This is a genomic window from Mycobacterium venezuelense (genome assembly GCF_054919535.1).
The window spans coordinates 13,790-36,812 of sequence record NZ_JBONDW010000023.1; the positions used below are offsets into that span (position 1 = coordinate 13,790).

19 protein-coding genes and 1 pseudogene are annotated in these 23,023 nt (G+C 65.0%); 7 read left to right on the forward strand and 13 right to left on the reverse strand.

Annotation, left to right across the window (positions count from 1 at the left end; translation table 11 throughout):
• Nucleotides 1-30 precede the first annotated feature (30 nt).
• Nucleotides 31-705 (forward strand): annotated as a pseudogene (locus tag ACRCUN_RS28950) (response regulator transcription factor); the annotation flags it as partial.
• Nucleotides 706-900: 195 nt separating this feature from the next.
• Here ACRCUN_RS28950 and ACRCUN_RS28955 read toward each other — a convergent pair.
• From ACRCUN_RS28955 to ACRCUN_RS28970, 4 genes are all read right to left on the reverse strand, one after another.
• The gene (locus ACRCUN_RS28955) at nucleotides 901-2,310 is read right to left on the reverse strand and encodes an nSTAND1 domain-containing NTPase (RefSeq protein WP_462145069.1); all 1,410 of its coding nucleotides are present in this window, start codon (nucleotides 2,308-2,310) and stop codon (nucleotides 901-903) included.
• Between the two features lie 335 nt (nucleotides 2,311-2,645).
• Nucleotides 2,646-3,782: a terpene synthase family protein gene (locus tag ACRCUN_RS28960; protein ID WP_462145070.1), complete on the reverse strand. Its 1,137-nt coding sequence runs from the start codon at nucleotides 3,780-3,782 to the stop codon at nucleotides 2,646-2,648.
• Nucleotides 3,712-4,323, reverse strand: a complete 612-nt coding sequence (gene idi, locus ACRCUN_RS28965) for an isopentenyl-diphosphate Delta-isomerase (protein WP_462145071.1) — start codon at nucleotides 4,321-4,323, stop codon at nucleotides 3,712-3,714. The genes ACRCUN_RS28960 and idi overlap by 71 nt, the downstream gene beginning before the upstream one ends.
• A 23-nt stretch (nucleotides 4,324-4,346) precedes the next feature.
• Nucleotides 4,347-5,381 (reverse strand): polyprenyl synthetase family protein, encoded by a 1,035-nt coding sequence (locus ACRCUN_RS28970; RefSeq protein WP_462145072.1) that lies wholly within the window; start codon nucleotides 5,379-5,381, stop codon nucleotides 4,347-4,349.
• Nucleotides 5,382-5,986: 605 nt separating this feature from the next.
• Here ACRCUN_RS28970 and ACRCUN_RS28975 point away from each other — a divergent pair.
• The 5 genes from ACRCUN_RS28975 (at nucleotide 5,987) to ACRCUN_RS28995 (ending at nucleotide 11,902) form a co-directional block, all read left to right on the forward strand.
• Nucleotides 5,987-6,841, forward strand: coding sequence for a geranyl diphosphate 2-C-methyltransferase (locus ACRCUN_RS28975; RefSeq protein ID WP_462145073.1), 855 nt, complete (start codon nucleotides 5,987-5,989; stop codon nucleotides 6,839-6,841).
• A 114-nt stretch (nucleotides 6,842-6,955) separates the two neighbouring features.
• A complete protein-coding gene (locus tag ACRCUN_RS28980; protein WP_462145074.1) occupies nucleotides 6,956-8,119 on the forward strand; it encodes a cytochrome P450 in 1,164 nt (387 codons plus the stop codon).
• A 34-nt stretch (nucleotides 8,120-8,153) separates the two neighbouring features.
• Nucleotides 8,154-9,314, forward strand: a complete 1,161-nt coding sequence (locus ACRCUN_RS28985; protein ID WP_462145075.1) for a hypothetical protein — start codon at nucleotides 8,154-8,156, stop codon at nucleotides 9,312-9,314.
• Complete coding sequence (locus ACRCUN_RS28990; RefSeq protein WP_462145076.1) at nucleotides 9,311-10,348, forward strand: family 2 encapsulin nanocompartment cargo protein terpene cyclase; 1,038 nt, start codon at nucleotides 9,311-9,313, stop codon at nucleotides 10,346-10,348. Before ACRCUN_RS28985 ends, ACRCUN_RS28990 begins: the two co-directional genes overlap by 4 nt.
• A 54-nt stretch (nucleotides 10,349-10,402) precedes the next feature.
• The gene (locus ACRCUN_RS28995; RefSeq protein WP_462145077.1) at nucleotides 10,403-11,902 is read left to right on the forward strand and encodes an aldehyde dehydrogenase family protein; all 1,500 of its coding nucleotides are present in this window, start codon (nucleotides 10,403-10,405) and stop codon (nucleotides 11,900-11,902) included.
• Here the strand turns inward: ACRCUN_RS28995 and ACRCUN_RS29000 are convergent.
• The 6 genes from ACRCUN_RS29000 to ACRCUN_RS29025 all read right to left on the reverse strand — a co-directional run bounded on the left by ACRCUN_RS29000 (nucleotide 11,892) and on the right by ACRCUN_RS29025 (nucleotide 16,915).
• Nucleotides 11,892-13,208, reverse strand: coding sequence for a helix-turn-helix domain-containing protein (locus ACRCUN_RS29000; RefSeq protein WP_462145078.1), 1,317 nt, complete (start codon nucleotides 13,206-13,208; stop codon nucleotides 11,892-11,894). The two genes, ACRCUN_RS28995 and ACRCUN_RS29000, sit on opposite strands and share 11 nt — an antisense overlap.
• The gene (locus ACRCUN_RS29005) at nucleotides 13,156-13,362 is read right to left on the reverse strand and encodes a hypothetical protein (RefSeq protein ID WP_462145145.1); all 207 of its coding nucleotides are present in this window, start codon (nucleotides 13,360-13,362) and stop codon (nucleotides 13,156-13,158) included. Before ACRCUN_RS29005 ends, ACRCUN_RS29000 begins: the two co-directional genes overlap by 53 nt.
• 533 nt (nucleotides 13,363-13,895) lie before the next feature.
• Nucleotides 13,896-15,011: an ABC transporter ATP-binding protein gene (locus ACRCUN_RS29010; RefSeq protein ID WP_462145079.1), complete on the reverse strand. Its 1,116-nt coding sequence runs from the start codon at nucleotides 15,009-15,011 to the stop codon at nucleotides 13,896-13,898.
• 180 nt (nucleotides 15,012-15,191) lie between these two features.
• Nucleotides 15,192-15,581, reverse strand: a complete 390-nt coding sequence (gene rplL / locus ACRCUN_RS29015) for a 50S ribosomal protein L7/L12 (RefSeq protein ID WP_067856314.1) — start codon at nucleotides 15,579-15,581, stop codon at nucleotides 15,192-15,194.
• Nucleotides 15,582-15,616: 35 nt separating this feature from the next.
• The gene (gene rplJ, locus ACRCUN_RS29020; RefSeq protein ID WP_462145080.1) at nucleotides 15,617-16,153 is read right to left on the reverse strand and encodes a 50S ribosomal protein L10; all 537 of its coding nucleotides are present in this window, start codon (nucleotides 16,151-16,153) and stop codon (nucleotides 15,617-15,619) included.
• A gap of 330 nt (nucleotides 16,154-16,483) precedes the next feature.
• A complete protein-coding gene (locus tag ACRCUN_RS29025; RefSeq protein ID WP_462145081.1) occupies nucleotides 16,484-16,915 on the reverse strand; it encodes an anthrone oxygenase family protein in 432 nt (143 codons plus the stop codon).
• A gap of 79 nt (nucleotides 16,916-16,994) precedes the next feature.
• On the opposite strand from ACRCUN_RS29025, the gene ACRCUN_RS29030 reads away from it, so the two are divergent.
• Nucleotides 16,995-17,417 (forward strand): winged helix-turn-helix transcriptional regulator, encoded by a 423-nt coding sequence (locus ACRCUN_RS29030; protein ID WP_462145082.1) that lies wholly within the window; start codon nucleotides 16,995-16,997, stop codon nucleotides 17,415-17,417.
• Here the strand turns inward: ACRCUN_RS29030 and ACRCUN_RS29035 are convergent.
• From ACRCUN_RS29035 to ACRCUN_RS29045, 3 genes are read right to left on the reverse strand one after another with little or no spacing between them, the layout of a single operon-like run.
• Nucleotides 17,318-18,226, reverse strand: coding sequence for an ROK family protein (locus tag ACRCUN_RS29035; protein WP_462145083.1), 909 nt, complete (start codon nucleotides 18,224-18,226; stop codon nucleotides 17,318-17,320). The two genes, ACRCUN_RS29030 and ACRCUN_RS29035, sit on opposite strands and share 100 nt — an antisense overlap.
• A gap of 31 nt (nucleotides 18,227-18,257) precedes the next feature.
• A complete protein-coding gene (locus tag ACRCUN_RS29040; RefSeq protein WP_462145084.1) occupies nucleotides 18,258-18,869 on the reverse strand; it encodes a DUF7158 domain-containing protein in 612 nt (203 codons plus the stop codon).
• The gene (locus ACRCUN_RS29045) at nucleotides 18,866-23,008 is read right to left on the reverse strand and encodes a glycoside hydrolase family 38 N-terminal domain-containing protein (protein WP_462145085.1); all 4,143 of its coding nucleotides are present in this window, start codon (nucleotides 23,006-23,008) and stop codon (nucleotides 18,866-18,868) included. Before ACRCUN_RS29045 ends, ACRCUN_RS29040 begins: the two co-directional genes overlap by 4 nt.
• Nucleotides 23,009-23,023: the final 15 nt, after the last annotated feature.

The window sequence follows — 23,023 nt, forward strand, 5'->3', positions numbered from 1 at the left end:
TCTCGCGATTCGCAAATAGCGCGGACGTTCATGAGCACTCAATACGAGCAAAATAGCAACTCGCCCGTGGTCAGCGTGCTGTTGGTCGACGACCAAGAACTCGTCCGCTCGGGGCTGCGGCACATCCTGCGACGTGCGGACGGATTCACCATCGTCGGAGAAGCCGGCGACGGCTCCGAGGTGCTGGCCGCCGTCGCTCACTGCCGGCCCGATGTCGTCATCATGGACATCCGCATGCGCCATGTGAGCGGTATCGAAGCCACCCGGCAACTCACCGCAACGGATGGTCCGCCGGTCCTTGCGCTCAGCATGTTCGACGATGACGACTTGCTTGCCGGCGTATTACATGCGGGTGCAGCCGGATTCGTGCTCAAACACTCCTCAGCCGAGGAACTGATCCGGGCGGTGCGCTCGGTCGCGCGCGGTGAGGCATATCTCGACCCGGCGGTTACCGACCGGGTCTTGCGCACATACCGGCAGGCGTCGGCTCCTGCTCCGATCCAGCACACGACGCCCGCGCTGACCGCCAGGGAGCGCGATGTCCTCGCGTTGGTCGCGCGCGGTCTCACCAACGCTGAGATTGCTGAGACACTGAGCATTTCGAACACGACGGTCAAGAGCCATATCGGCCGCATCTTCGTCAAGCTCGACCTGCGCGACCGGCAAGCCGCCATCGTCTACGCATACAACAACGGCATCGTCACCATCAACCACGCAGCCCCGCCCTCACCGCCGGCAGCCACGAACCTCCACACGGCGGCCCACCGCCGGGGCGCACGAACGATGTCGGTCGGCGGCATCAAGGCGAGATTTCCATCGCATGTGCCGGCGGTCGGCCGGCCGTAGCGTTTCGACGCGGGCACGGCCGCTCCGCCGGGAGCTCGTCCTATGCCAACGGACTCATTGCGCAGCAACCCATTCCGATGAATTTGCCGCGATCCTGGCTCGGATTATCAGTGCGGGGCGTTCGCGATCGAGCCATGCGACCAGCCGCGGCCACGTCAGCGTCAGGTCATGGCTGAGGTAGGCGTGCTCGGAGTCGACGGTGACGACCCTCGCGTTGATGAGCTCGTCCAGAGTGTGCGCTCCACGGGCTGGACCTTCGGTCAGCCTCCGCAGGTCACGGTACGGGATTCGTCGACGTGCGTCGTCGGTATAGGCGTGGGCACCCACCAGCGTGAGTATCACCCGTTTGGCGAATGCCTGTTCGTCTGGCCCCAGTCCGGCCCAGAATTCATCCGCGGCAGCATGCACGGCAGCTGCAACTCCCCCAAACCTGCGATAGCTCGCCACCGTCAGATTCGACCCCGCGCACTGGCGGAGCATCGATTCGAGGACGCGGGACAGGATGGACAACTCTGCAGGCTCGCGGTGCGGCCCGCGTCCGGCCAGGGCGGCAAGCACAACCTCCACCAGCCCGGCCTCTACGTCCGCAGCGGAGCCGAGCGCGATTTCTGCGGCTGCTCTCAGTTCGGAGGTTCCCATCGGCTCGAGCCGGTAACGCCGGCGTTCGGCGGCCTCGACGAATGCGTCGTGCTCGGTGCACCGCGGGAAATCGCCGGAGCGGCAAGAGATCAGCACCACGGCAACTTGGGCGAGCCGCTCCAACGCCCTCAGGAACGACTTGCGCTCTTCGCAATCGATGTCTTGGGCGACGATCCGCTCGAATTGATCGATGATCACCAATTGCGGTCGCCGGTCGTATGATTCGACAGCTTCAGCAACGTCTTCGAGGTGAGTCAACGGGCCCGAACCGAAATGGGGCACATGCACCACCCACGGCCGCGGCTGCGCCTCAAGCAGGGGAACCAGCCCCTCCCGCAGCAACGTTGTCTTGCCGACGCCGCTCGCGCCGGTCAATACGACGATCCGGGATCCCAAGCGGTCACCATCGGCGTCCGCCACCATCTCGGCGAGATCGGCGACAGCATCTGACCGGCCCGCGAACGCCACCGCGACCCCGCTCCGACGGCCCGGTCGCCCCGTCTGCGCCTGCTCCCACAGTCGATTCCACGAACGAAGGCTCGTCAGCTCCGGTCGATGAGCCGCACCCCGCCGCCGCACTCTGTCGATGAGAACCAACAGAACCGGCAGCACCGCCTCGAACCGGGCAGGGACATTTCGCCCCATTTTCCAATCGCTGATTCGCTGCGCCGAGACGAACACGGGCCGCTCCGAGCGCCCGCCGCCGGCCCCCATCGACTGCGCCCGCTGGCGCGCCGCGTTCGCCAGGACACGCAACGGCGGGCTGCCACCGCACGCGTACAACGCATCCAGCCGCGCGGCAAACTCGCGGCGGGCCGACGACACGCTTTGCGAACCGTTTACCGCCACAGCAGCGACACCGTTGCCATTCGTGCCCATCACAACTCACCGACCGACAACCAGAGGGATTATGTTGCGAGCTTGAAAAACGATGCGGGGAAGGCGAACCGGCTTGCCCGCGGTACGTCGTACGGCCACGTTGAACGACACTACGAAACGACTGGCCGCTTCGCTTCGTGCGCGAGGAGGAGGCAGTCTCATCCTCGCGTAGGACTGAACATCGTCCATCGCTTGCGACACCGTCCATTCGGACGGCAACGCACAGCATGAAACGGTGCGACATCTAATCTGTGACAGCGCTTTCGGACGACAGTCCGAACTCAGCCGGCGACTCCACTCGCCTTGCGAGTTGCCTCGGCAATGTGGCGCGATGCGTAGCGCGCCGTTTCCATGGACCACGCCACATTGCCGGTAGTCCAACAGCTACACGTCTCTAGCATCGCGATCACGGCCCGCCGCTCCTCGTTGGTCAGCCGCGGGATGAGTTCGGAGTGGATACGTCGTTCGACCTCGCGCAGGAGTGCCACCTGCTGCTGCACGTGCTGACTGACCCGATCCACCGCCTGCTCCGTCGTCAAACCGTCCTGGTTCTGCAGAACAGCGACGTAGTTGCACAGATCTCCGAGGCTGAGTTCCTTTGGCGCGGAAAACAGATCATTGCTCCACGCGACGATGTTCGTCGCTGCGTGGCGAGCCACCCGGACATACGGATGCACCACAAGTGATTCCGGCAGAGGTTGCCCGGAAGCGCGCTCGCCGATGTCGAGCGACACGTACACGGCACTCGATATCACTCGGTGCGCTCGGTACGACTGCTCGTCAAGAGCGCATTTCGACGCGTTGATGAGCGCCTGGCTGCGATAGGAGTTTACATACTCAACCATGTCATGGGCGAGTCGCTGGCACCAGGCTGCCGGCATGCCCGCCGTGGTGCGTATCCAAAGATCCTGCATCGCAGAGTGATACGGGCGGAGCTCGCGGCTCGCGGGTGGCGAAGACACGGCGGAATACACCGAATTGATGACCTGCGCTGTGGTCGTCGCGAAATGTTGGTCACAACCGTCTTCGGTGTCGTCGAGGATGTCGTCGAATGCGAAGAACCAGCCCATCCAATCCGCCATCAGGTCGAGTTGCTCGCCGGCCGCGTACGGATAGGACCAGGCCGCCAATCGGTGCAGCAAAACGGAATCGAACTTCTCACCTCCGGGACCGTCACTGACTATTCCGGTTTCGCGTGACCAAGATTTGAGGTGGGTCCCCGCCTTGTCGACATCAGGACTGATTCTCGCTTCGGCACTCAGGCCGATCTGCGGAAGCTGAATGGTGTCCACGCGTTGCTCCAATTCCGGTTGTTCTGGCGGCAATCGGCCGTTGATACGACTATGGTCACGACATATGCTGCGCCGCGGCCTGCTGATCGACTCGAGCAGCAGGCGGCAGCTCGGATTCCGATGCAACCGGCCAGGCGAACGGGCGGCCGAGTGTGGTGAGGACGGCCAGCTGTTCCAGGCACCACGGCGACATCGGAGTGAACGCCTCGGCTCCGGCGAAGTCGTCCCACTCAAGCCAGCAAGCCTCCGACACCTCATTCGGGTTGGGAGTGGGTGTGGTGTCTACGATCGCTCGGTAGACCGGACACACCTCGTATTCGACGATTCCGTCGGGCATCACCGCGCGGTATCTGAATGCCGGTAGGACGAGGTCGATTTCGGCGCTCTCAAGGCCAAGTTCGTCGTGCAGCCGGCGCCGAATCGCCACCTTGAGCGGCTCACCGGGTCCTGGATGGCCGCAGCAGCTGTTGGTCCACACTCCGGGCCAGGTTTTCTTCGTGGTTGCCCGCCGGGTGGCCAGGAAGTGTTCGTCCCGCCCGAAGACATAGCACGAGAACGCAAGATGCAGCGGGGTTCGATCGGTGTGTACTTCCGCTTTGCGTTCGGTACCGATGGCGTTGCCTGATTCGTCGAGGAGGACGACGCGCTCGTCGAGAAAGGTCTGCATCGCTCGTTTCATCGACCCCGGCATCAGCGGTCCCGCCGCGCGATCGCCTGTGCCAGTACGCGAAGCTCTGTCGAGGCCGCGCCGGCAGGAAGGGCTCCGAACGCGGACCGTGCGCGTGCCTCCGCCTGCTGCGACGCCCAGTCGAGACCACCACATGCCCGCACCAAGTGCGTGGCCCGCACCACTTCCGCAGTGGTCATCGGTCCAGCAGACCGGTACAGCTCGCTGAGTTCGGCGGCCTCCGGACGCCGCGACCCCAAGGCGGCGACAACCGGCAATGACCGCTTGCGACGGATCAGGTCATTGCCGACGGGTTTACCGGTTGCGGCCGGATCGCCCACGATGCCAAGCACGTCGTCGGCGAACTGGAATGCCGCACCGAGTTCTGTGCCGAATCTCTCGAATGCGGCGACGGTTTCGGGGTCGGAACAAGCTGACAGCGCGCCGAGTGCGCATGCACATCCCATCAGCGAGCCGGTCTTGCCCGTCACCATGTGCATGTACTCGTCGACGCGCACGACCGCGCGAGACTCGAAGTCGCAGTCCTCGTATTGGCCCCGGCACAGCTCGACGGTGGCGGTCTCGATTCGTTCCACCGCCTCAACTGCCGAAGTCGACGGGAGGTCGAGCAGCATTCGGATCGTCATCGCGTGCATAGCATCGCCCACAACGAGCGCGGCGTCCCTGCCCCACACTCGCCACACGGTGGCTCTGCCGTGCCGCATCTCGTCGGCATCCATCACATCGTCATGGATGAGGGTGAAGTTGTGCAGCATCTCGATGGCCGCAGCAGCCGGCAGTGCTGCCATATCCGTGCTTCCGCACGCGGCGTTCGTCGCGAGCACAAGGGCAGCGCGCATCCCTTTTCCCGATCGACCCTTGGCCGGGCGGCCCGTCGCGTCCCACCAGCCGAAGTGATACCCGGCCATGAGGCGCAACGACTCCGGCAGCTGGTCGACCGCCCCGCGCAGCACCGGGTCACACAACTCCCGAGCCTTGGCGAGAATGCTGCCCGGTTCAGGCTCCTGCGTCACAGGTGGCGCGGCGGTGACGGTCATCGGCCCGCACTCGATTCCAGCCGGCCTAAACGGCGCGGCGAGCGCTGATCACTCGGCCCTGCACGGTCCACCATCGATCTCGTCTCTTTCAACGCCCACTCCGGCGACGGGTAGGTCCATGTGTCACCGATGACTGCGGACCGGTGGTTGGGTACGTGCAACTCTTTGCCGCGTACGTGATTCCACGACGGGAGGAGCGCACCGGGTCACTCGTGTGCATGGTCGCCGATGATGGACATTCGCGCTTCCCGTCAACGATGTGGTGCCCCAGGGGTGAATACAAGTCACCGCAGGGCACGGCCAGGCAATCGAAGATTCAGAAAATTCCCTCTGTTGGTAATATTTCCAACTGCGGGTGATGGTAGCAGTCTTTTCCCGACGCCGCCTAGCGGGTTTTCGCGCATGTTGCGGCAGGTATGCCAAGAATGGCCACCAACTCGCGTGGATCACGAAACACGACATCCGAGTTGCGGCTTGTCCAACTTCGGCACCGACGACCTGCTCCAAATTTTGTTGGAGAAGAAGAGCTCTGGACTCACTACCCTGACGCCGCGCGCAATCGAACCAAGGAAACCGCAAACCGTCACGACCGTGAGGAAGCAGACGTGATCACGCTCCCGGACAACCGCGTCGTCCACAGTCCCTATCAGCAGAGCATCGCCGAATACTGGAATTCGGAGCAGAATCCCGTCAACTTACGGCTGGGGCAGGTGGACGGCCTGTATCACCACCACTACGGAATCGGAGAGGTGGACTGGTCGGTCCTCGACGCCCCCGCTGGTGTCCGCGACGAGCGAGTCATCGCCGAGCTTCACCGCCTGGAGAGCGCTCAGGCCGACCTACTTCTCGATCATCTCGGCCCGATCGCCGGCGACGACCGCCTCCTCGACGCGGGATGCGGCCGCGGAGGCAGCTCTTTCATGGCCCACCAGCGGTTCGGCTGCGAGGTGGACGGCGTGACCATATCGACCTCCCAGGCCGATTTCGCCAACGAGCGCGCCCGTACCGCAGGCATCGATGGCAAGGTCGGATTTCACCTGAGGAACATGCTGGAGACCGGTTTCGACACTGGTGCTTTCGGTGGCATCTGGAACAACGAAAGCACCATGTATGTGGATCTGTCGCTGTTGTTCGAAGAGTACCGCCGGTTGCTCAGGCGTGGTGGCCGATACGTCTGCATAACCGGGTGTTACAACGACGCCTACGGATTGCCGTCCAGGGCGGTGAGCACGATCAACGCCCACTACATCTGCGACATTCACCCGCGCAGTATGTATTTCAAAGAACTCGCGGCCCATCGCCTGGTGCCCGTGAACGTCGTCGATCTCACGTCGGCAACCATCCCCTACTGGGAGCTCCGCGCACAGTCCGCGGTGGCCACCGGTATCGAGCGGACATTCTTGGACGCCTACAAGGGCGGAAGTTTCCAGTACCTGCTCATCGCCGCGGACCGTGTTTGAGCGTCGGCGGACGCATCACCCTCACCCCACCCGCCTGTCAGGATCTTCACATTGAGCCATGAAGTGAAAGAAGCCGGCGATTGCGTACCGTTGCCGTATCGACGGGCACACGGCATGCCGTTAGATCCGGACCCGGAACTGCTGCAACTGTTGTCAGAAGATGGCATCACCAGACATCGCGCCCCCAACGGAGATCCGGTGTGGGTCGTCGCGAAACCCGCCGACGTTCGTCAGGTGTTCAGTGACCGGCGGTTCAGCACCGCGCGGACGCCACCCACAGTGACTCGACCACGCGCGACCGGGCGGGCGTCGATCGCGAACCCGACCCGCCGGCCCGGCGGCTTGGCCGGAATGGACCCTCCCGGACATACCCGCTTGCGCCGAATGGTCAGCGCCGCGTTCTCGCCGCGCCGGCTGGAGTTGATGAAGGCCAGCGTCGCCGATGTCGTCGCCCGGCAACTCGACGAGCTGGATCGTGCCGGGCCACCGGCCGACCTGGTATCGGCATTTGCTCAGCCCGTCGCCTCACGAACCCTGTGCGAACTGCTCGGGCTTGCCGAGGAGGACCAGACCCTGTTCGAGACACTTGCCAACCAGGCCTTCGACCGGACGCTGAGCCAGGACGAGATGACGCGGATCTTTACCGCGATGTGGGAGCGCAACACCGAACTGGTCCATCGGCAACGAAAGTCGCCAGACGACAGCGTGGTTGGCGGGCTGGTGAGCAGACACGGTGACGAACTGACCGATGAGGAACTGACGGGGCTGATCAACGCTCTGCTCATCGCCGGACACGACACCACGGCGAGCATGCTGGGGCTCGGCGCGTTGTTGCTGCTGCGACATCCGCGGGAGCTTGCAACGATTCGGGACGATCCACGCAGTGTCCCTGGCGCCGTAGAGGAGATGCTCCGATACCTCTCGGTCGTGCAAACAGGCCTTGTGCGGACCGCGACCGAGGATCTGACCCTCGGCGGGCAGCCGATCAAAGCGGGAGACTACGTGATGGCGTCGCTGGTTGTCGCCAACAGACATGAGAGCGTATGCGGATCCGCGGACCGGTTCGACATCAGCCGAATTCCGCAGAACCACCTGGCATTCGGCCACGGGACGCACTTCTGCCTGGGTGCGACTCTTGCCAGGATCGAACTCTGCAGCGCGTTTCCGGCACTCTTCCGCCGGTTCCCGGACATGCGGCTGGCCGTACCTCTTGAAGACCTGAGGTTTCGTACCTTCGCCACGGTGTATGGCGTACACGGCTTGCCCGTCGAGTGGTGAGCACTGAATCGAACCGAGAGACGAGGCGGGGACATTGTCCGCTCACATAGCATCTGCTCAGACCGGGTCTGCCACCGATGAAGACTGGTTCTATCCCGATGTGCTGAACACCGATCTCACGCCGTTCGGGATTCCACACGAAGAGATTCCCGAAATCATCGGACATGCTTGGGAACTCACTCGATGCGTTGTTCCAGAGTTCAAGAACTGGGATCGCTATCTGGCCCTCGTTCGGCTCGGCGTCATCGCCTACGTGGCCGACTACGCCGGTACTGCACTCGATGTGATCGACGACGGCTGGGTCGGGTACAGCCTGGATGAGCAGTTGGACATCCTGTTCGGCGGCTCATCGATTCGCGACGAGATGGCCCGCGAGTTTCGTTGCGCGGTACTGGTCATGACGGAAAAGGCCAGCGAGCGGCGGGGTTCGGCGCTCTACCGCCGTTATGCCGATGCGCTGGCCAATTCCGCCGCAGACTATCTGAGGATTCGGGACTGCGACGCGATGGTTCGGTTCTACCTTGCCGCGGCCATTTCCTGCAACAACAGCGACAACTGGCTCACCGAAGCCGAGAACCGGATCCTCGCCGAGATCGCGGTGATCCTCTTCGATGCGATCTCCTTCTACAAACATCGGGCGGAAGGAGAAATCTGCAACCTGTTCGGCTACGTCGGGCCACCGGCCCGCACCGCCGCCTATCGGGTGTGCCGGGAGGTTCTCTGGGCTCTCGACGCGAACTGGTCACAGCGGCCCGACCGCCGATGCGTCATCCACTATGTCCGGTTTCTCGGTGGTCCGGTCCATCTGCTGATGCGGCGATACCGCTATGTCGAAGACGGATTGACGATCGGTAATCCCGAGTCGGATGCGCTCGTCGATGATGCCCGGCGCAACGTCAAGCTCTGGTATCGCAGCGATCCGATGACCGCGAACACCACGGACGAACGGTACGAAGCTGTGCAGGCCCGCAAGAACAGCCTGCTCTTCGAGGGATTCGCCGAGATGCTCGACCGACCCTCCGAAGCGAAGTGCCAGCACTGCCGGCGCAAGGAATTCTACGGAGTCGGCGAGAGCGGTCAATTTTCCGGAATCGCGCTTTGCGAACGGTGCAGAGGCGAGTGGCGCGGGTACCTCGAAACGGTCGCCGGCCGTGCGCGCGATGTTCTTCCGATGGCGGTGGCGCAACGTTCATGAGGAACCACGCTGATTCCCGAGAAGTGTTGGCGCCAACGGCGAGGGCGCGCCATCGTGGACTGTACGCCCCCGACCCGATCCGCGACGACGAGAGACTTGGCGCCGAGATCGAAGAGCGGCTGGCCGACTGGGCCATGGAAGTCGGTATCTACGCCGAGCACCCATCGTATTTCCGCGCCTGCCGGTTCGGCAGGCTCATCATGCTCACCTGCCCGGACACCGACGATGTCGACCGGCTTCTGCTCGGTGCCAAATGGATGGCGGCTCTGTTCGCCACAGACGACTATTTCGCCGACGACGAACGATTCGGTGCCGTCAACGAACTCGTCGCGGCACGCCTGACATTCGCCATGTCGGCCATGGACCCACCTCATCCCGTAGGGGAATACGCGGCCCAGATCGAGGAGCAGCTGTGCGGCCATCCCGTGCTGGTCGCGTTGTCATCCAGCCTTGACCACATTCGCCGGTATGCCACACCCGCACAGGTCGCCCGCGTCCGCCACGAGACCTTGGCATTGTTCTTCACCTGGACCGCGGAAGCGGGGTGGCGGTCAACGGGTCAGAATCCGCCGGTGTGGGAGTTTCTGGCCGAGCGGCAGCACAACAGTTTTCTCCCGGCGATGTCGCTCGTCGATGTGGTGAACGGATACGAGCTTCCAGCCGACGTGTACTTCGAGCCAACCGTCCGGCAAGCCGTTCGGCTTGCTGCGGACGCGGTAACCCTGGTCAACGACATCTACTCCATGGGCAAGGAAGCCGAAACCGAGATGGGGGACTTCAACCTTCCCACCCTCATCGCCACCGAGCGAAAGTGCACCCTGCAAGAAGCGCTAGAAATGACTGTGGCCCACCATAATTCGATAGTGCGGGCGTATGAGGCGGAGTGTTCCGAGATCGGGCCGGCCGCATCGCCCGAACTGCGGCGTTTTCTGAGCGGTTTGTGGGCGTGGATGGCGGGCAGCCTCGAGTGGCACAGAAGCAGTGGCCGATACACCGCTGACGCGCAGCAGCCGCAAACCCGCCAAGACGGCTAGCCGCGAACGTCCACAACTGTCAAGCCGACCGATCGCCCACCAGAGGACAATCACATGTCTGTCAGTGCAAACCCAGCTGCCCGCAGCCGATTTCGGAGCTCTGCGGTGCAGGAGTGGCTTGATGCCCACGAGCCGCGCCTGTTGATCGACAACTCGTGGGTGCCCGCCAGAACCGGCAGAACCTTCGAGACGGTGAATCCGACCGACGAAACGGTGCTCGGGTACGCAGCGGAAGCGGAGGCGGCCGATGTCGACGACGCCGTGAAGGCGGCACGCGCGGCTTTCGACGATGGCCCGTGGTCGCGGATGGGCCCTTCCGAACGCGCGCAGCTGTTACGCCGCTTCGCCGATCTGATCGAAGCGGATGCCGACCGACTCGCCGAGCTCGAAACGCTCGACAACGGCATGACCATCGCCACCGCCCGCGCCCTGCTGAAGCTGGGCATCGAGAGTCTGCACTTCTTCGCCGGATCGGCGAACCTGGTCAGCGGCCACACGATGCCGTCGCACCCGACCTCGTTCAACTATGTGCTGCGGGAGCCGGTCGGAGTCGTCGGCGCGATCATCCCGTGGAACGGCCCGATCATCTCGGCGCTGTGGAAGATCGGTCCAGCGCTCGCAGCGGGAAACACCCTTGTCCTCAAACCCGCTGAGCAGACACCGCTCACCGCATCGCGTCTCGGCGAACTGGCCTTAGAGGCCGGCCTGCCCGCGGGCGTGCTCAACATCCTCACCGGTTTCGGACCCGGCGCTGGTTCGTCGATCGCCCGACACCATGGCATCGACAAGGTCGCATTCACCGGGTCGGTCGAGACCGGTCGCCTGGTTCTGCGGGCGTCGGAGGGAAACCTGAAGCGAGTGCTACTCGAACTCGGCGGGAAGTCACCGAATGTCATCTTCCCCGACGCCGACCTCGAACAAGCGCTCCCTGCTGCGCTGGCCGGGTTCTGCATGCTGAGCGGGCAGGCCTGCGCAGCGGGCACTCGCGTACTCGTGCAGCGCGACTTCAAGGACGAGTTCGTCGACAAACTGTCGGCCTATGCGGCCGCCGTTATTGTGGGTGACCCCCTTGATCCAGAAACAACTGTTGGGCCGCTCGCGTCCAAGGAGCAGTTCGATCGGGTCCGTGGCTATCTCGAGGTCGGCAGGAGCGAAGGTGCGACGCCCAAGTTCGGTGGCACAGTGCGGTCCGGACGCGGCTACTTTGTCGATCCCACGGTCTTCGACGACGTAGACAGTTCGATGCGGATTGCCCGCGAAGAGATCTTCGGACCCGTGGTCGCGGTGATTCCATTCACCGATGAGCACGATGCCGTAGTGCGGGCCAACGACACGACGTACGGGCTCGCGGCCGCTGTGTGGACCAACGATGTGACCCGGGCGCACACGATGGCGCGTCGACTCCGAGCCGGTACGGTTTGGATCAATACCTTTCTCGCACTGAACCCCAACATGCCTTTCGGCGGCTACAAACAGTCCGGAATCGGACGGGAACTGGGCCCCAATTGGTTTCACGAATACACCGAGGAAAAGTCCGTGATACTCAAGCTGTGACGGAAGGTCGAATAACCACGTTGTCGTCAGTGCCTTCGGCCAGCTTGGTGAGATAGTCCACCTCCGAGCGGACCAGGTAGTTGTTTCGGGCGATGAGGAACTGCAGGCAGCGGTGCACGTCAGGGTGGTGACGAATATCCTCCGGGCACAGCGCTGCCACTCTGGTCAATGCCAGGGTGGCCGCCACCTCGTCTCGCTGGTCTACGAAGGCCAGCGCCTGACAAATGTGATACTGGACATGGCGCTGAAGTGGATAGCCATCGGTGATGTCGGTTTCGGCGGCAAGCCGGATCACCTCGCCGGTGGCATGGTGCGCTAGCGCGATCTGCATGCCGGCAATCGCAACTTCGGTCGGGCCGAACAGGATGCCGCGGACCTGTATATCCTTGTCCAGATCGTCGGCGATTTTCTCGGACAAGGCGAAGAGTCTGCGGCTTTCGTCCCAGTTCTGCGCCAGCCCGGCGGCGATGGCGGCCGTGAGATGGAGGGCTCCCCAAATCGCCGCATCCTCGGCAGTTTCGGGCGCGCGAATGAACAATCGCTGTGCGGCACCCAATGCATAGTCGTGGCATTCACGGAGATCTGACGATTGGAGTAATGCGTTGCCGACGAACCACGCGCTGGCGCTGATCAATTCCGGTCGGCGCGTCTGCGCTGCGCCGACCATCGCCCGGTCTGTGACCAACGCTGCGGAATTGTGATCGCCGTGGCCGGAAAAAACCTGGCCGGCCAGATGGTATGTCGTCACGAGTAGCTCCTGAAACCCGGAATCCGGGCGATACCACTCGGCTTCGAGGCACGCACGCAAGACCGCCGGAAGCTGCCGGGCCAAGGTGGAGTATCTTCGCGGCGAACCAGACCAGATGTGTTGACACTCAAGAAGATTCGCAACCATCGCCGACTTGTCGATGTCATCGTTGCGCCCGACGGTCTCCCGTGCACGCAAGGCGGGGTTCTCGATGACCAGTCGCCGCAGCTCGCGCAATTCGTACGCGGGTTTCGGGCGTGGGACATTCCTGACCGGCCAGTCGATGATTTCGGCGGGGTTGTCGATGTGCAGTACCTCGCACAGGCTCGCCCAGACTTCGATGCTGTCGAGCTTTCGCCGGCCGGATTCGATCAACCGCAACCACTCTTCGCTGCGCCCGACGAGACCGGCGACCACTTTTCGCGACAATCCTCGTCGCCGACGATGCATCTCGATTCGTTCACCGGCGGTCAGCGCGCCAACCCGGTGCGAGTTCGTCGGCGAACTATCGAACATGCCGCTGGGGTAACACGTTTGGATTGTCGCGCTCACGCTCATACCGGCCGGAGCATTGCATGCGGTCTCCCGTCGAAGACGGGCTGAGGTCGTCCGCAGCCTCTTGGGCGCGCGCCATTCGGCGGCCGAACAGGATGGCCCAGCCCGTGATCAGCGCGAGCGTCAAGAGCCCGACCAGAGCAACTCCGTCGCTCATGGATGCACCGCGCTTCCTGTCGAGGCTCGTCGCGAAAGAGCCCGGTCGAACAGTGATTCCGTCGCACTGTGGACAATTAGTGGGCGGCCCGCGAGGGCACATGCACCACATTCGACCCTCAACCGCTCGGCGGCGAACCAGCGGCCGCAGCGGTCACAGAAGAGCCCGAGTTCGGACTCGCTCGCGCCGAGGGCAACCCGCCGCCGGCGAGCTCGGATACTGCCCGACGTTCTGCGCACTCGTCCACGGCCCGTGCCGGTGGGCGTTCGAGGGATGGAGACCGTCATCAAACGTGCTCCTTCGATACGGTGCCGTCCGCCATCGAAGGCGCTCAGCAGTCGTCTTCGACACTACGAACTTGCCGAGCGCTTGGCGTCATCCGCGAGGCGGGACTACACCTCCTACCTCAGAAGGACGACGTGCCCCCGACGGGGCGTACCGCAAGGCATCGGCCACAACGGCGACACCCATGCCGGTAAACAGCGATCCGGCGCCACCCATATGCGGGTGACGCCGGATCGCTGACGGTCGTATCAGGCTTGCTGCTTGGGCACCTCGATGGCACCCGTCGGAGCGTCGTCCTCGACCGGACGGCTGTGCCGCGCGGTCGGCTCGTCGTAATTCTCCACCGGAGCCGTCGGCGTCTGGACGGTAGCGCCCTGCTGCCCGTCGTGGGCGTTGAGCTCCTCCAGGATGGCGGCCTGGGCCTGCGGCGGGAGGGTGTGCAGGATCTCGCGCACCCGGGCCCGGCGACGAGCCACGCCCTTGCGTTCGGGCATTCCCGGCGTCGCGGTCAGCTGCGGCGGGACACCTTCGATCTCCTCCACACCGCCATCGTGCTGACCGGCATCGAGCAGGGCCTGCTCGGCGGCCGCGGTCGCCTCGTCCTTCTCCTCGGACATGCCGATGGGGCCGATGCGGCGGCCGTTGAGGAACTGCTTGACGACGGGCTCCTCGCTGGTCAGCAGCACTTCACGAGGTCCGAACATGACCAGCTTCTTGCGGAACAGCATGCCGATGTTGTCGGGCACGGTCCTGGCGATGTTGATGTTGTGCGTCACGATCAGCACGGTCGCGTCGATCTGGGCGTTGATGTCGATCAGCAGCTGGCTCAGGTAGGCGGTACGGACGGGGTCCAGACCGGAGTCCGGCTCGTCGCAGAGGATGATCTGCGGGTCGAGCACCAGGGCGCGCGCCAGGCCGGCGCGCTTGCGCATACCGCCGGAGATCTCACCGGGGAACTTGTGCCCGTCGTTGGGCATACCGACCAGGGCGAGCTTCTCCATGACGATCTCACGGATCTCGCTCTCGCTCTTCTTGGTGTGCTCGCGCAGCGGGAAGGCGGTGTTGTCGTAGATGTTCATCGAGCCGAACAGCGCGCCGTCCTGGAACAGCACCCCGAACAGCGTGCGGATCTCGTAGAGCTCCTTGGCGGAGCATTCGAGGATGTCGGTGCCGTCGATGATGATCGAACCGCGCTCCGGGCGCAGCAGGCCGATCAGCGACTTCAGGAACACCGACTTACCGGTACCGGACGGGCCCAGCAGCACGCTGACCTCACCGGCCGGGACAGACAGCGTCACGTCTTCCCAGATCTTGGACGATCCAAAAGACTTACTCAGTCCGTTCACGTCGATTTGGACGCCCATCAAAGATCCTTCCGCCTACGCCTCACCGTGCCACCTGCTAGGGCCTGTGGCTTGAGTCACCATAGCGCACCGCGCACCGCGGAATCACGGTTGTGCCGATGTATCCGATTTGCCTTGACGTAAACAGCAAAGAACCCCCGGATCGCGCTGATCCGGGGGTTCTTTTCGCAGAATCGCGAATTACTTGACGGTGACCGAAGCGCCGGCAGCCTCGAGCTTGCTCTTGGCCTCCTCGGCGGCTTCCTTGGTGACCTTCTCCAGCAGCGGCTTGGGAGCGCCGTCGACCAGATCCTTGGCTTCCTTTAGGCCCAGGCCGGAGACGATCTCGCGGACGACCTTGATGACGCCGATCTTCTTGTCGCCGGCACCCTCGAGGATGACGTCGAACTCCGACTGCTCCTCGGCGGCCTCGGCGGGCGCGCCACCGGCGGCCGGGCCGGCGGCAACCGCGACCGGGGCGGCGGCGGTGACGTCGAAGGTCTCCTCGAACTGCTTGACGAACTCAGAGAGCTCCAGCAGGGTCATTTCCTTGAACGCGTCGAGCAGTTCGTCGGTGGACAGCTTTGCCATGGTGATTCCTTATCTATCTCTTGGTGGTGGGTTGCTTATGCGGCGTCGGTGTTTTCCGAGCCGGCCTTCTTCTCTTGCAGAGCTGCGGCCAGGCGGGCGACCTGGGACGCGGGCGCCACGAACAGCGCCGCGGCCTGGGACTGCTTCGCCTTGAGTGCGCCGGCCAGCTTGGACAGCAGGACCTCGCGGGACTCCAGATCGGCGATCCGCTCGACCTCGGCAACGGACAGCGCCTTGCCGTCCATGTAGCCGCCCTTGACGATCAGGGCCTTGTTGTCCTTGGCGAACTTCTTGATCGCCTTGGCGGCGTCAACGGGCTCGCCGCTGATGAACGCGATGGCGGTCGGTCCGGCGAACAGATCGTCCAGACCCTCGATGCCGGCTTCGGCAGCCGCACGCTTGACCAAGGTGTTCTTGGCAACCGTGTACGTGGCTCCTTCACCCAGCGACCTGCGCAGCTCGGCAAGGTTGGACACCGTCAGGCCGCGGTACTCGGTGACGACGGTGGCCGTCGCCTCCTTGAACTTCTCGGCGATGTCGGCGACCGCGGTGGCCTTTTCAGCTTGGGCCATGCTTGCCTCCTCGTGATGGTTGGGGTCGTCCACCACATGAAGGCCGGAAATGACAAAGCGCCCCGACGCAGACAGGTCGGGGCGCGCAAGAATGCTTCTACCTCGTCCTCCTGCGTGGGCCGCCGGGAAATTTCCCGGACCTTCAACCGATTGCCGAGCTGCTTACTCTGCGAGCAAGCGCTCATCGGTGACCGACGGTCTTCGGTGGAACTCGGCCAGAGTACCCGAACACCCGCCTGACTTCCTAATTCATGATCCATGCACCGCGAGCGACCGTGTCTGCACGCCGACACGCCGCAAAAAGCATGCCTCAGCGGTCGCTCGCCACGGTCAGCGCCCACTTCCCACAACCAACAACACGAACACCACGGCCAACAGGGCCACTCTCAGCCAGTGGAGCCGGTCCCAGCGCCCGGCCAGCTCATGCGAGACGTCGGCGGGGCCGGCCCACGCGGCCACGCGGTTGTTGGCCGGCACGAGCACCGTGAAGGTCAACAGCATGACCGCGCCCATCACCAACGCCGCGGCGATGAACAACGGTTGGGGCCGCACAGCCACCGCGCTGAGCAGAAGGAGCACCGCCAGGCCGTACCAGAACGGCATCACCCTGCCGAGAATCCGGGCGCTGGCCGAACGTCCCTGCGAGTACGCGGCGTCCGGCAACCGCTCCAGGATCGGATGGCTGAAGGCGGTTACTCCGAACTCCACACCCACCAGCGCGCCGATCACCAGGACGACGAGGATCTCGATGATTTCATTCACAAGATCGACCCTGGTCAGTAAGCTGACAAAAAACAAGGTACTGACAAATTAGTCAGCACTCTACGCAAGGAGTCCCGACATGCCGGTGTCCAAGAAGGAAATCGGCGAGTGTCCGATCGATGCCACGCTGTCGGTCATCGACGGCCGCTGGAAGGGCACCATCCTGTGGCGCCTGGTCGACGGGCCGATGCGCACTGCCGAACTGCGGCGCAGCATCCCCGAGATCACCGAGCGCATGCTGATCCGCCATCTGCATGACCTGGTGGACGCCGGGATCATCGACCGCCACGACGCGGGCACCGTGCCGCCATGCGTCCACTATTCGATCTCCGAGTACGGGATGACGCTCGCGCCGGTCCTGCAAACACTGTGCGACTGGGGCCGCACGCACATGCAACGGGCTCAGCCACGCAAGAGAGCGGCCGCCCCCACCAGGCCCGCGTCCCCGCCGAGTTCGGCGGGCACCACCCGCAGCGTGCGCAAGAAGTCCAGCCCCGCGTAATTCGCAAGCGCCGCGCGAAGCGGGTCGAACAACAATGCCCCGGACTTCGCCACGCCACCGCCGATCACCACAAGATCGAGATCACAGACCGCACCCACCGACGCGATCATCGCCGCCACCGCAGTCGCGCCCCGGTGAAACGCCCTGAGCGCCAAAGCATCCCCTGCGTTCGCTGCGTCAGCCAGCTCCTTGGCGTCAGCTTCCGGCGGGGCCGGCCAACCCTGGGCGCGCGCCCACCTGGCCATATTTGGACCCGATGCGACGGTCTCGACGCAGCCGTGCCCGCCGCATGTGCACAACGCGCCGTTTTCGGGAGCGACGATGACATGGCCGACGTGACCGGCGTTGCCGGTGCGGCCGTCATAGGGTGCGCCGTCGAGCACCAGTCCCCCACCGATCCCCGTCGATACCACCATGCCGAGCAGAAAGTCGGCGCCACGCGCCGCACCACGCCAATGCTCGCCGAGCGCCATGCACACGCCGTCACCGGCGAGCCGAACCGGAAGACCGGTCGCCGCGGCCACCCGCTCGATGATCGGAAAGCGGTGCCACTCAACGATGTTGATCGGGCTCACAGTTCCGCTGGGCAGGTCGATCGGCCCTGCCGATGCGACGCCGACGCCGTCGATACGGCCGTCGGCCACCTTCATCGTCTCGGCGAGCAGTTGCTCGGCGACGGCCCATACGGTCTCGGCGTCGCCGTCCGGCGTGGGCAGTTTGACCTGGTGCACAAGCAACCCGTCGGGGTCCACCAGACCGGCGGCGATCTTGGTGCCGCCGATGTCGAGGGCGAGAGTGAAGGCGCTCATCAGTGCTCTCTCTTCTTCGCGCAAGCGCTCATCAGTGCCTGTGCGTGTTATCAGGCTGGCGCGGGTCACCCGGATGCTCATATCCGGGGGCTAGCTGCACAAGTTCAGCACAGCGCGCGTCGAGCCACAGCCGGAATTCGCGCCTGCGGGCCGCGGCGAGCAGGTGCTCGGCGATACGACGCCGGACGGCGTCGAGCGGAGGTGCGACCGGCCTGCTGCGCCAACCATGCTCATCCACAACGGGTTTCGCGGCAAAGCGCATCGGATTACGAGCGTGGTAAGCAGCCACCTCGGCATCGTCGATCTCGACCGCGGCGGTGACGTCGGCGAACACTGCGCGAGCCAACGGGTCGGCCAGGGTCGAGGCTGCGACGCTGCCGATCTCCAGGCGCGCTGCGGTGTCCGGTACCACCGCGTCCTCGGCAGGCGCACCGGATGCCGTCAAACCCCGCACGACCGCCTCTGCGGCGACGACCCGTTCGGCCACGATCAGCTGGGTCAGCCAGCGGCGCAGTTGTCGGCCTTCGCTCGTGTGTGGCCGCGGCAGTGCCGACGCCAAATTCGTCGCCCGCAACCGCGCCTCACGTTCGTCGACTTCGTCGACCAGAACGGGTTCACCTGCCACCAGGGCCGCCACAGTCATCGCACAGTCACCTTCACTGCCGGTGAGTAGATCAGCCGCCCGGCGCATCCGACCCGGATCAGGGCCCACCATTCGCCAGGCTCGACCCATGCCGGCGGGGCCACGTCGAACCCGATCTCAACCGAACCGCAAGCAGGCAAGTGCGTCCCGACGGCAGCCGGGCCCATCCATTCCCAGGTCCCCCAGGGGCTTATCAAGTGCGCCTCGGCGGACAGCTCGGCGCGGGCGTCGGTGCCGACCGTCAGTGACAGCCGCGCCGATTCGCCGGCTCTCACCTCGACCGGCGTCGGCTCGGTGACCAGTTTCAGCACGTGTGCGGCCGGTTCGCCGAGCGTGACGATGCAGACGTCCTCGACCCGCTGACGCCACGACGGCGGCAGCCCGGCCGAGTCTCCCCCGGTGACTGCCAGTTCGGCGCGCACCGGGTAGAGCCCGGGCTCGACCCCGGCCGGAATGGTCAGCACCACTTCGGTTTCCAGGTGCTGGTCGGGCGGCAGCACGAACGGGAGTTCGCCGGGCTGCGCGGACCAGCCCGATGGCACCACGAGCTTCACGCGGCCGTGCAGCGGGGCGTCGGTGCAGTCACTCGCTGCGGTCAGGCGTATGACGACGTCCGAGTCGGGTTCGGCCACCAGGTTTTCGGGGTGTAGATGGGCGACCGCGGGCAGCCCGCCCAACGGTGCGGGGCCACGGTTGTGCAGCCAGTAGCGAGCGTAGAGCGGCTGCGCCGCCTCGGCGTCGGGCGCCAGTTGCCGATGGTCGGCGCGCAGCACCTTCGGCAGATTCAACTGTGTGGACACCGTCGCGATCTGGTAGCCGTGCAGGCGCAGCCGGTCGTTTTCGGCGACGCGGGGATCCGGCTCCTCCAGCAGGTTCAGGTGAGCCGCCGCCACCACCGAGCGCAGACCCGAACGAATCTTGACATCTGTTGCCCTGCCGGTGATCTCGACGAGCCGCGCAGTCACGCTCTCCGCCGGGTCAACACCACGCACACTGCCCGCGGCCAACGGGTTGCCGGTGGCTTTGAGTGCACCCAGTTGCACCGAACCGGCCGGTTCGATCTCCAGCAGTGATCCCCACGGCGGTAGCCCGCCCTCGGTGTGGTGCGGCGTGGTGACCGCGCGCAGCGGCCGGTTGAATTCGGCGGCTTGCGCTGCGACGCCCGCCGAGCGCCAATCGCCGTCCCCGGCGACGACCGCGTAGTCGAACGTGTGTGTCCAGTGCTGCAACTGGAAGTTGGAGCCGTCCGGCGCGGTGCGGCGCGGCGGGTCGATCCACGTGCCCGACGGCCAGCCCGTGCAGGACCGCAGTAGCGACGTGTGCAGGGTCCCACCGGGGTCGACGGCGAAGCTCGGCACCCCGCGATTGAGCACGGCGACGGTGCGCGATTCGAACGGCTCGACTCCGGCCGGCGCTTGTTGCTCGACGAGAATCTCCGCGTCGGCCAAGTCATCGATCACGGACCGCAGCCCGCCGGCGAGTATCAGCACCGGCAGGGCACGCGCTCCGCGCAGGTCGGCCCCCGGCACCCACTGGTCGACGAGCGGCGCGGTGGCCGGAACCCACACTCGAGCCGAGCCGGACTCATCGAGTTGACGCTTCAGCTCCTCGGTGTATGCGATATCCGCTTCGGCGAGAACAGCTGCGGTGAAAGCATTCTCGTCGGGTCCGCCGAGCGCGAACCGAGTGTCGGGCAGGTTGGAGTCCACGGTGAGATCGCCATAGCGTGGCTTGTCGGCACTGCTGCAGGTGGCGGTCACCCCGGCCCGCACGAGTGCCACCATCAGTTCGCGCGTCGCGGCCGGATCGGCGTCGGCCGTGATCACCTCGGCCACCGAAACCGCGCGCACCGCAGCGGATCCGACGCGAATGCGCGCCGCCGAGGACAACCCGAACCAGCCGTAGGCGGGGTTGTCCAAGGTCCACGGATGTTGCGCCGCGTCGACGGCTTCGCCCGAACGGTCGTGCAGTAGCCCGAACCCGCGCCCGATGACCGCATCGCCGACTTCGCTGACTGGCAGTCCACCGGGTATCGGGCACGGCCATCGCAGCCGCAAAAGCCGGTCGGCGCCGACGAATTCGTCGATCGTGGTCCGGCAGTCCACGCGGTCCATACCGTCCCACAGCGTGATGGTCTGCGTGTAGCGCAGGATGTCACCGATGTGGCCGCGCACGATCACCCGCTCCCCGAGCGCACTGCGATAACACGCGACCTCGTCGGCGGGAGAAGAGGATGAGCACACCACCGGCCCCTTGGGGAGCAGATGCCACGGCCCCTCCCCCGCCTCGGGGTGAGCCGGATACTCGTCGTACACCGCAAGCTCGTTGCCCACCTCGCCGTGGGCGATGAGTTCGCGCCCGTCGCGCACCAACGACGCGACACCACCGCCGCGCGCCGCATCCACCCGCACCCGAAGCCGTTCGTTGGCAATGCGGTCGCCGGCCAGCGGTTCCCAGCCACTTGCGTGGCCGTCGGTCAAACGGTAAGCGCGCCAGCCCAGCGACGGGACGTCGCGCGCGAGCCAGCTCACCGTCGTGCCGCCATGCTCGACGAGGACGGACATCTCGTTGCCGTCACTGTCGACCACCGCACCGGTGAACGGCTCGTCCAGGTGGACGGTCACGATCTCGGTGCGCTTGTGCGCCAGGGCATTCCACACCACTATTGGACCGTCGACGGCCTCGGACAACAGCGTCAACGAATTATCGCGCGCGGTAACACCCAACTCCCAGGTATCGCGCCAGCCGGTCAGCAGGTCGAGGTAGACCTGATCGGATTCCGAACCGGTGATGGCGTCGTGGTGGGCGCCGTAGGCCAGTTGCACCCACGCCTTGGCGAGCGCCGCCTGCGGGTAGGCGGCCCCGCCGAGCAGGCCCGCGAACACCGCGAACCGTTCGGCGTCGAGCACGGCATCCTCGGCCGCCCGGTTGGCCTGCTTGGTGTCGATGTAGGACACGTCCTTGCCGGTGTAGATGGGGTTCATGTCCCGGGTCTGCGGCGACGCCTCGACACCGCGTTCGGAGAGCTCGGCCCGCACCGCGGCGAAGAACTCACTGGGCAACGCGCACACGAACTTCGGCCACACGTAACGCGCGTTCCAATCGCGGTGGATCTGGGTCACCCATTTGTTCGGCGGGGTGTAGTCGGTGCCGACCGGCAGCAGCACGTTGCGCGTCAGCGCGACGCGCTTGAGTTTGGTGAACAGTGCGTAGGTGGCGGCCTCGGCCTCGGCCAGCGACGCCGACGAATCCATCCACCAGCCGGCGGAATAGTGCGCAGGCATGTAATGGGTCAGCAGGCCGCGGCCGGACGGGGCGATCCACTCGAACTCGCTGGAAAACTGCATGCGCTCCGGATCGCCGTCGTTCTGCATCGGGCCCCACTGGTGGTGTGGGCCGCGCGCCCACGAACTCGAGGTCAGGCCCGCGTCGGCGGCCATGCCCGGGAATTGCGGGTCGTGGCCGAACACGTCGAGCTGCCATGCCGTGGCAGGCTGCGCACCCAGCACGTCGCGCTGAAAACCCATCCCGTGCACAAAGTTCCGGATGGCGGTTTCCGGACTCGTCAGGTTGGTGTTCGGCTCGTTGTAGGTGCCGCCCATGATCTCGACCCGGCCTTCGGCGATGAACCGGCGCAGGTCGGCCCGATCCTCCGGGTGGGCGTCCCAGTACGGTTTGAGGTAGTCGACCTCGGCCAGCACGAATTTGTATTCCGGTTCGCGGCGCGCCATTTCGAGATGGGCGTGCACGAGGTCGAAGCCGTGGGTCTGGCGGCACTGGCCGGGCGGGTCCTCGGTCCACATGCTGGTGTAGGCGGCCTGGGTGTTCCACCACACCGGGTCGTAGTGGAAATGGCTGACCATGTACATGGTCCAGCCGGGTTCGGCGACGGTGAAGTCGAATTCCGCATTGCCGGCGTACGCGCGGCGGATCTCGCCCGGCACCGGTTTGTCCACCACCACCGGCACTTCGACCACGCCGTCGCCGGGCTCGACCGACGCGAGTCCGGCCAGCCCGTCGCCGGTTATCCGCACCTCGCCCGGCGATACGCAGCCGGTGTAGCTCACCCGGACCAGCTGCCGGGGCGCATCGGCAGGTCCGGCGAACAGCTCCGTCGTCTCTACTGACGTGACGTGCACCTCACCGACCCTACG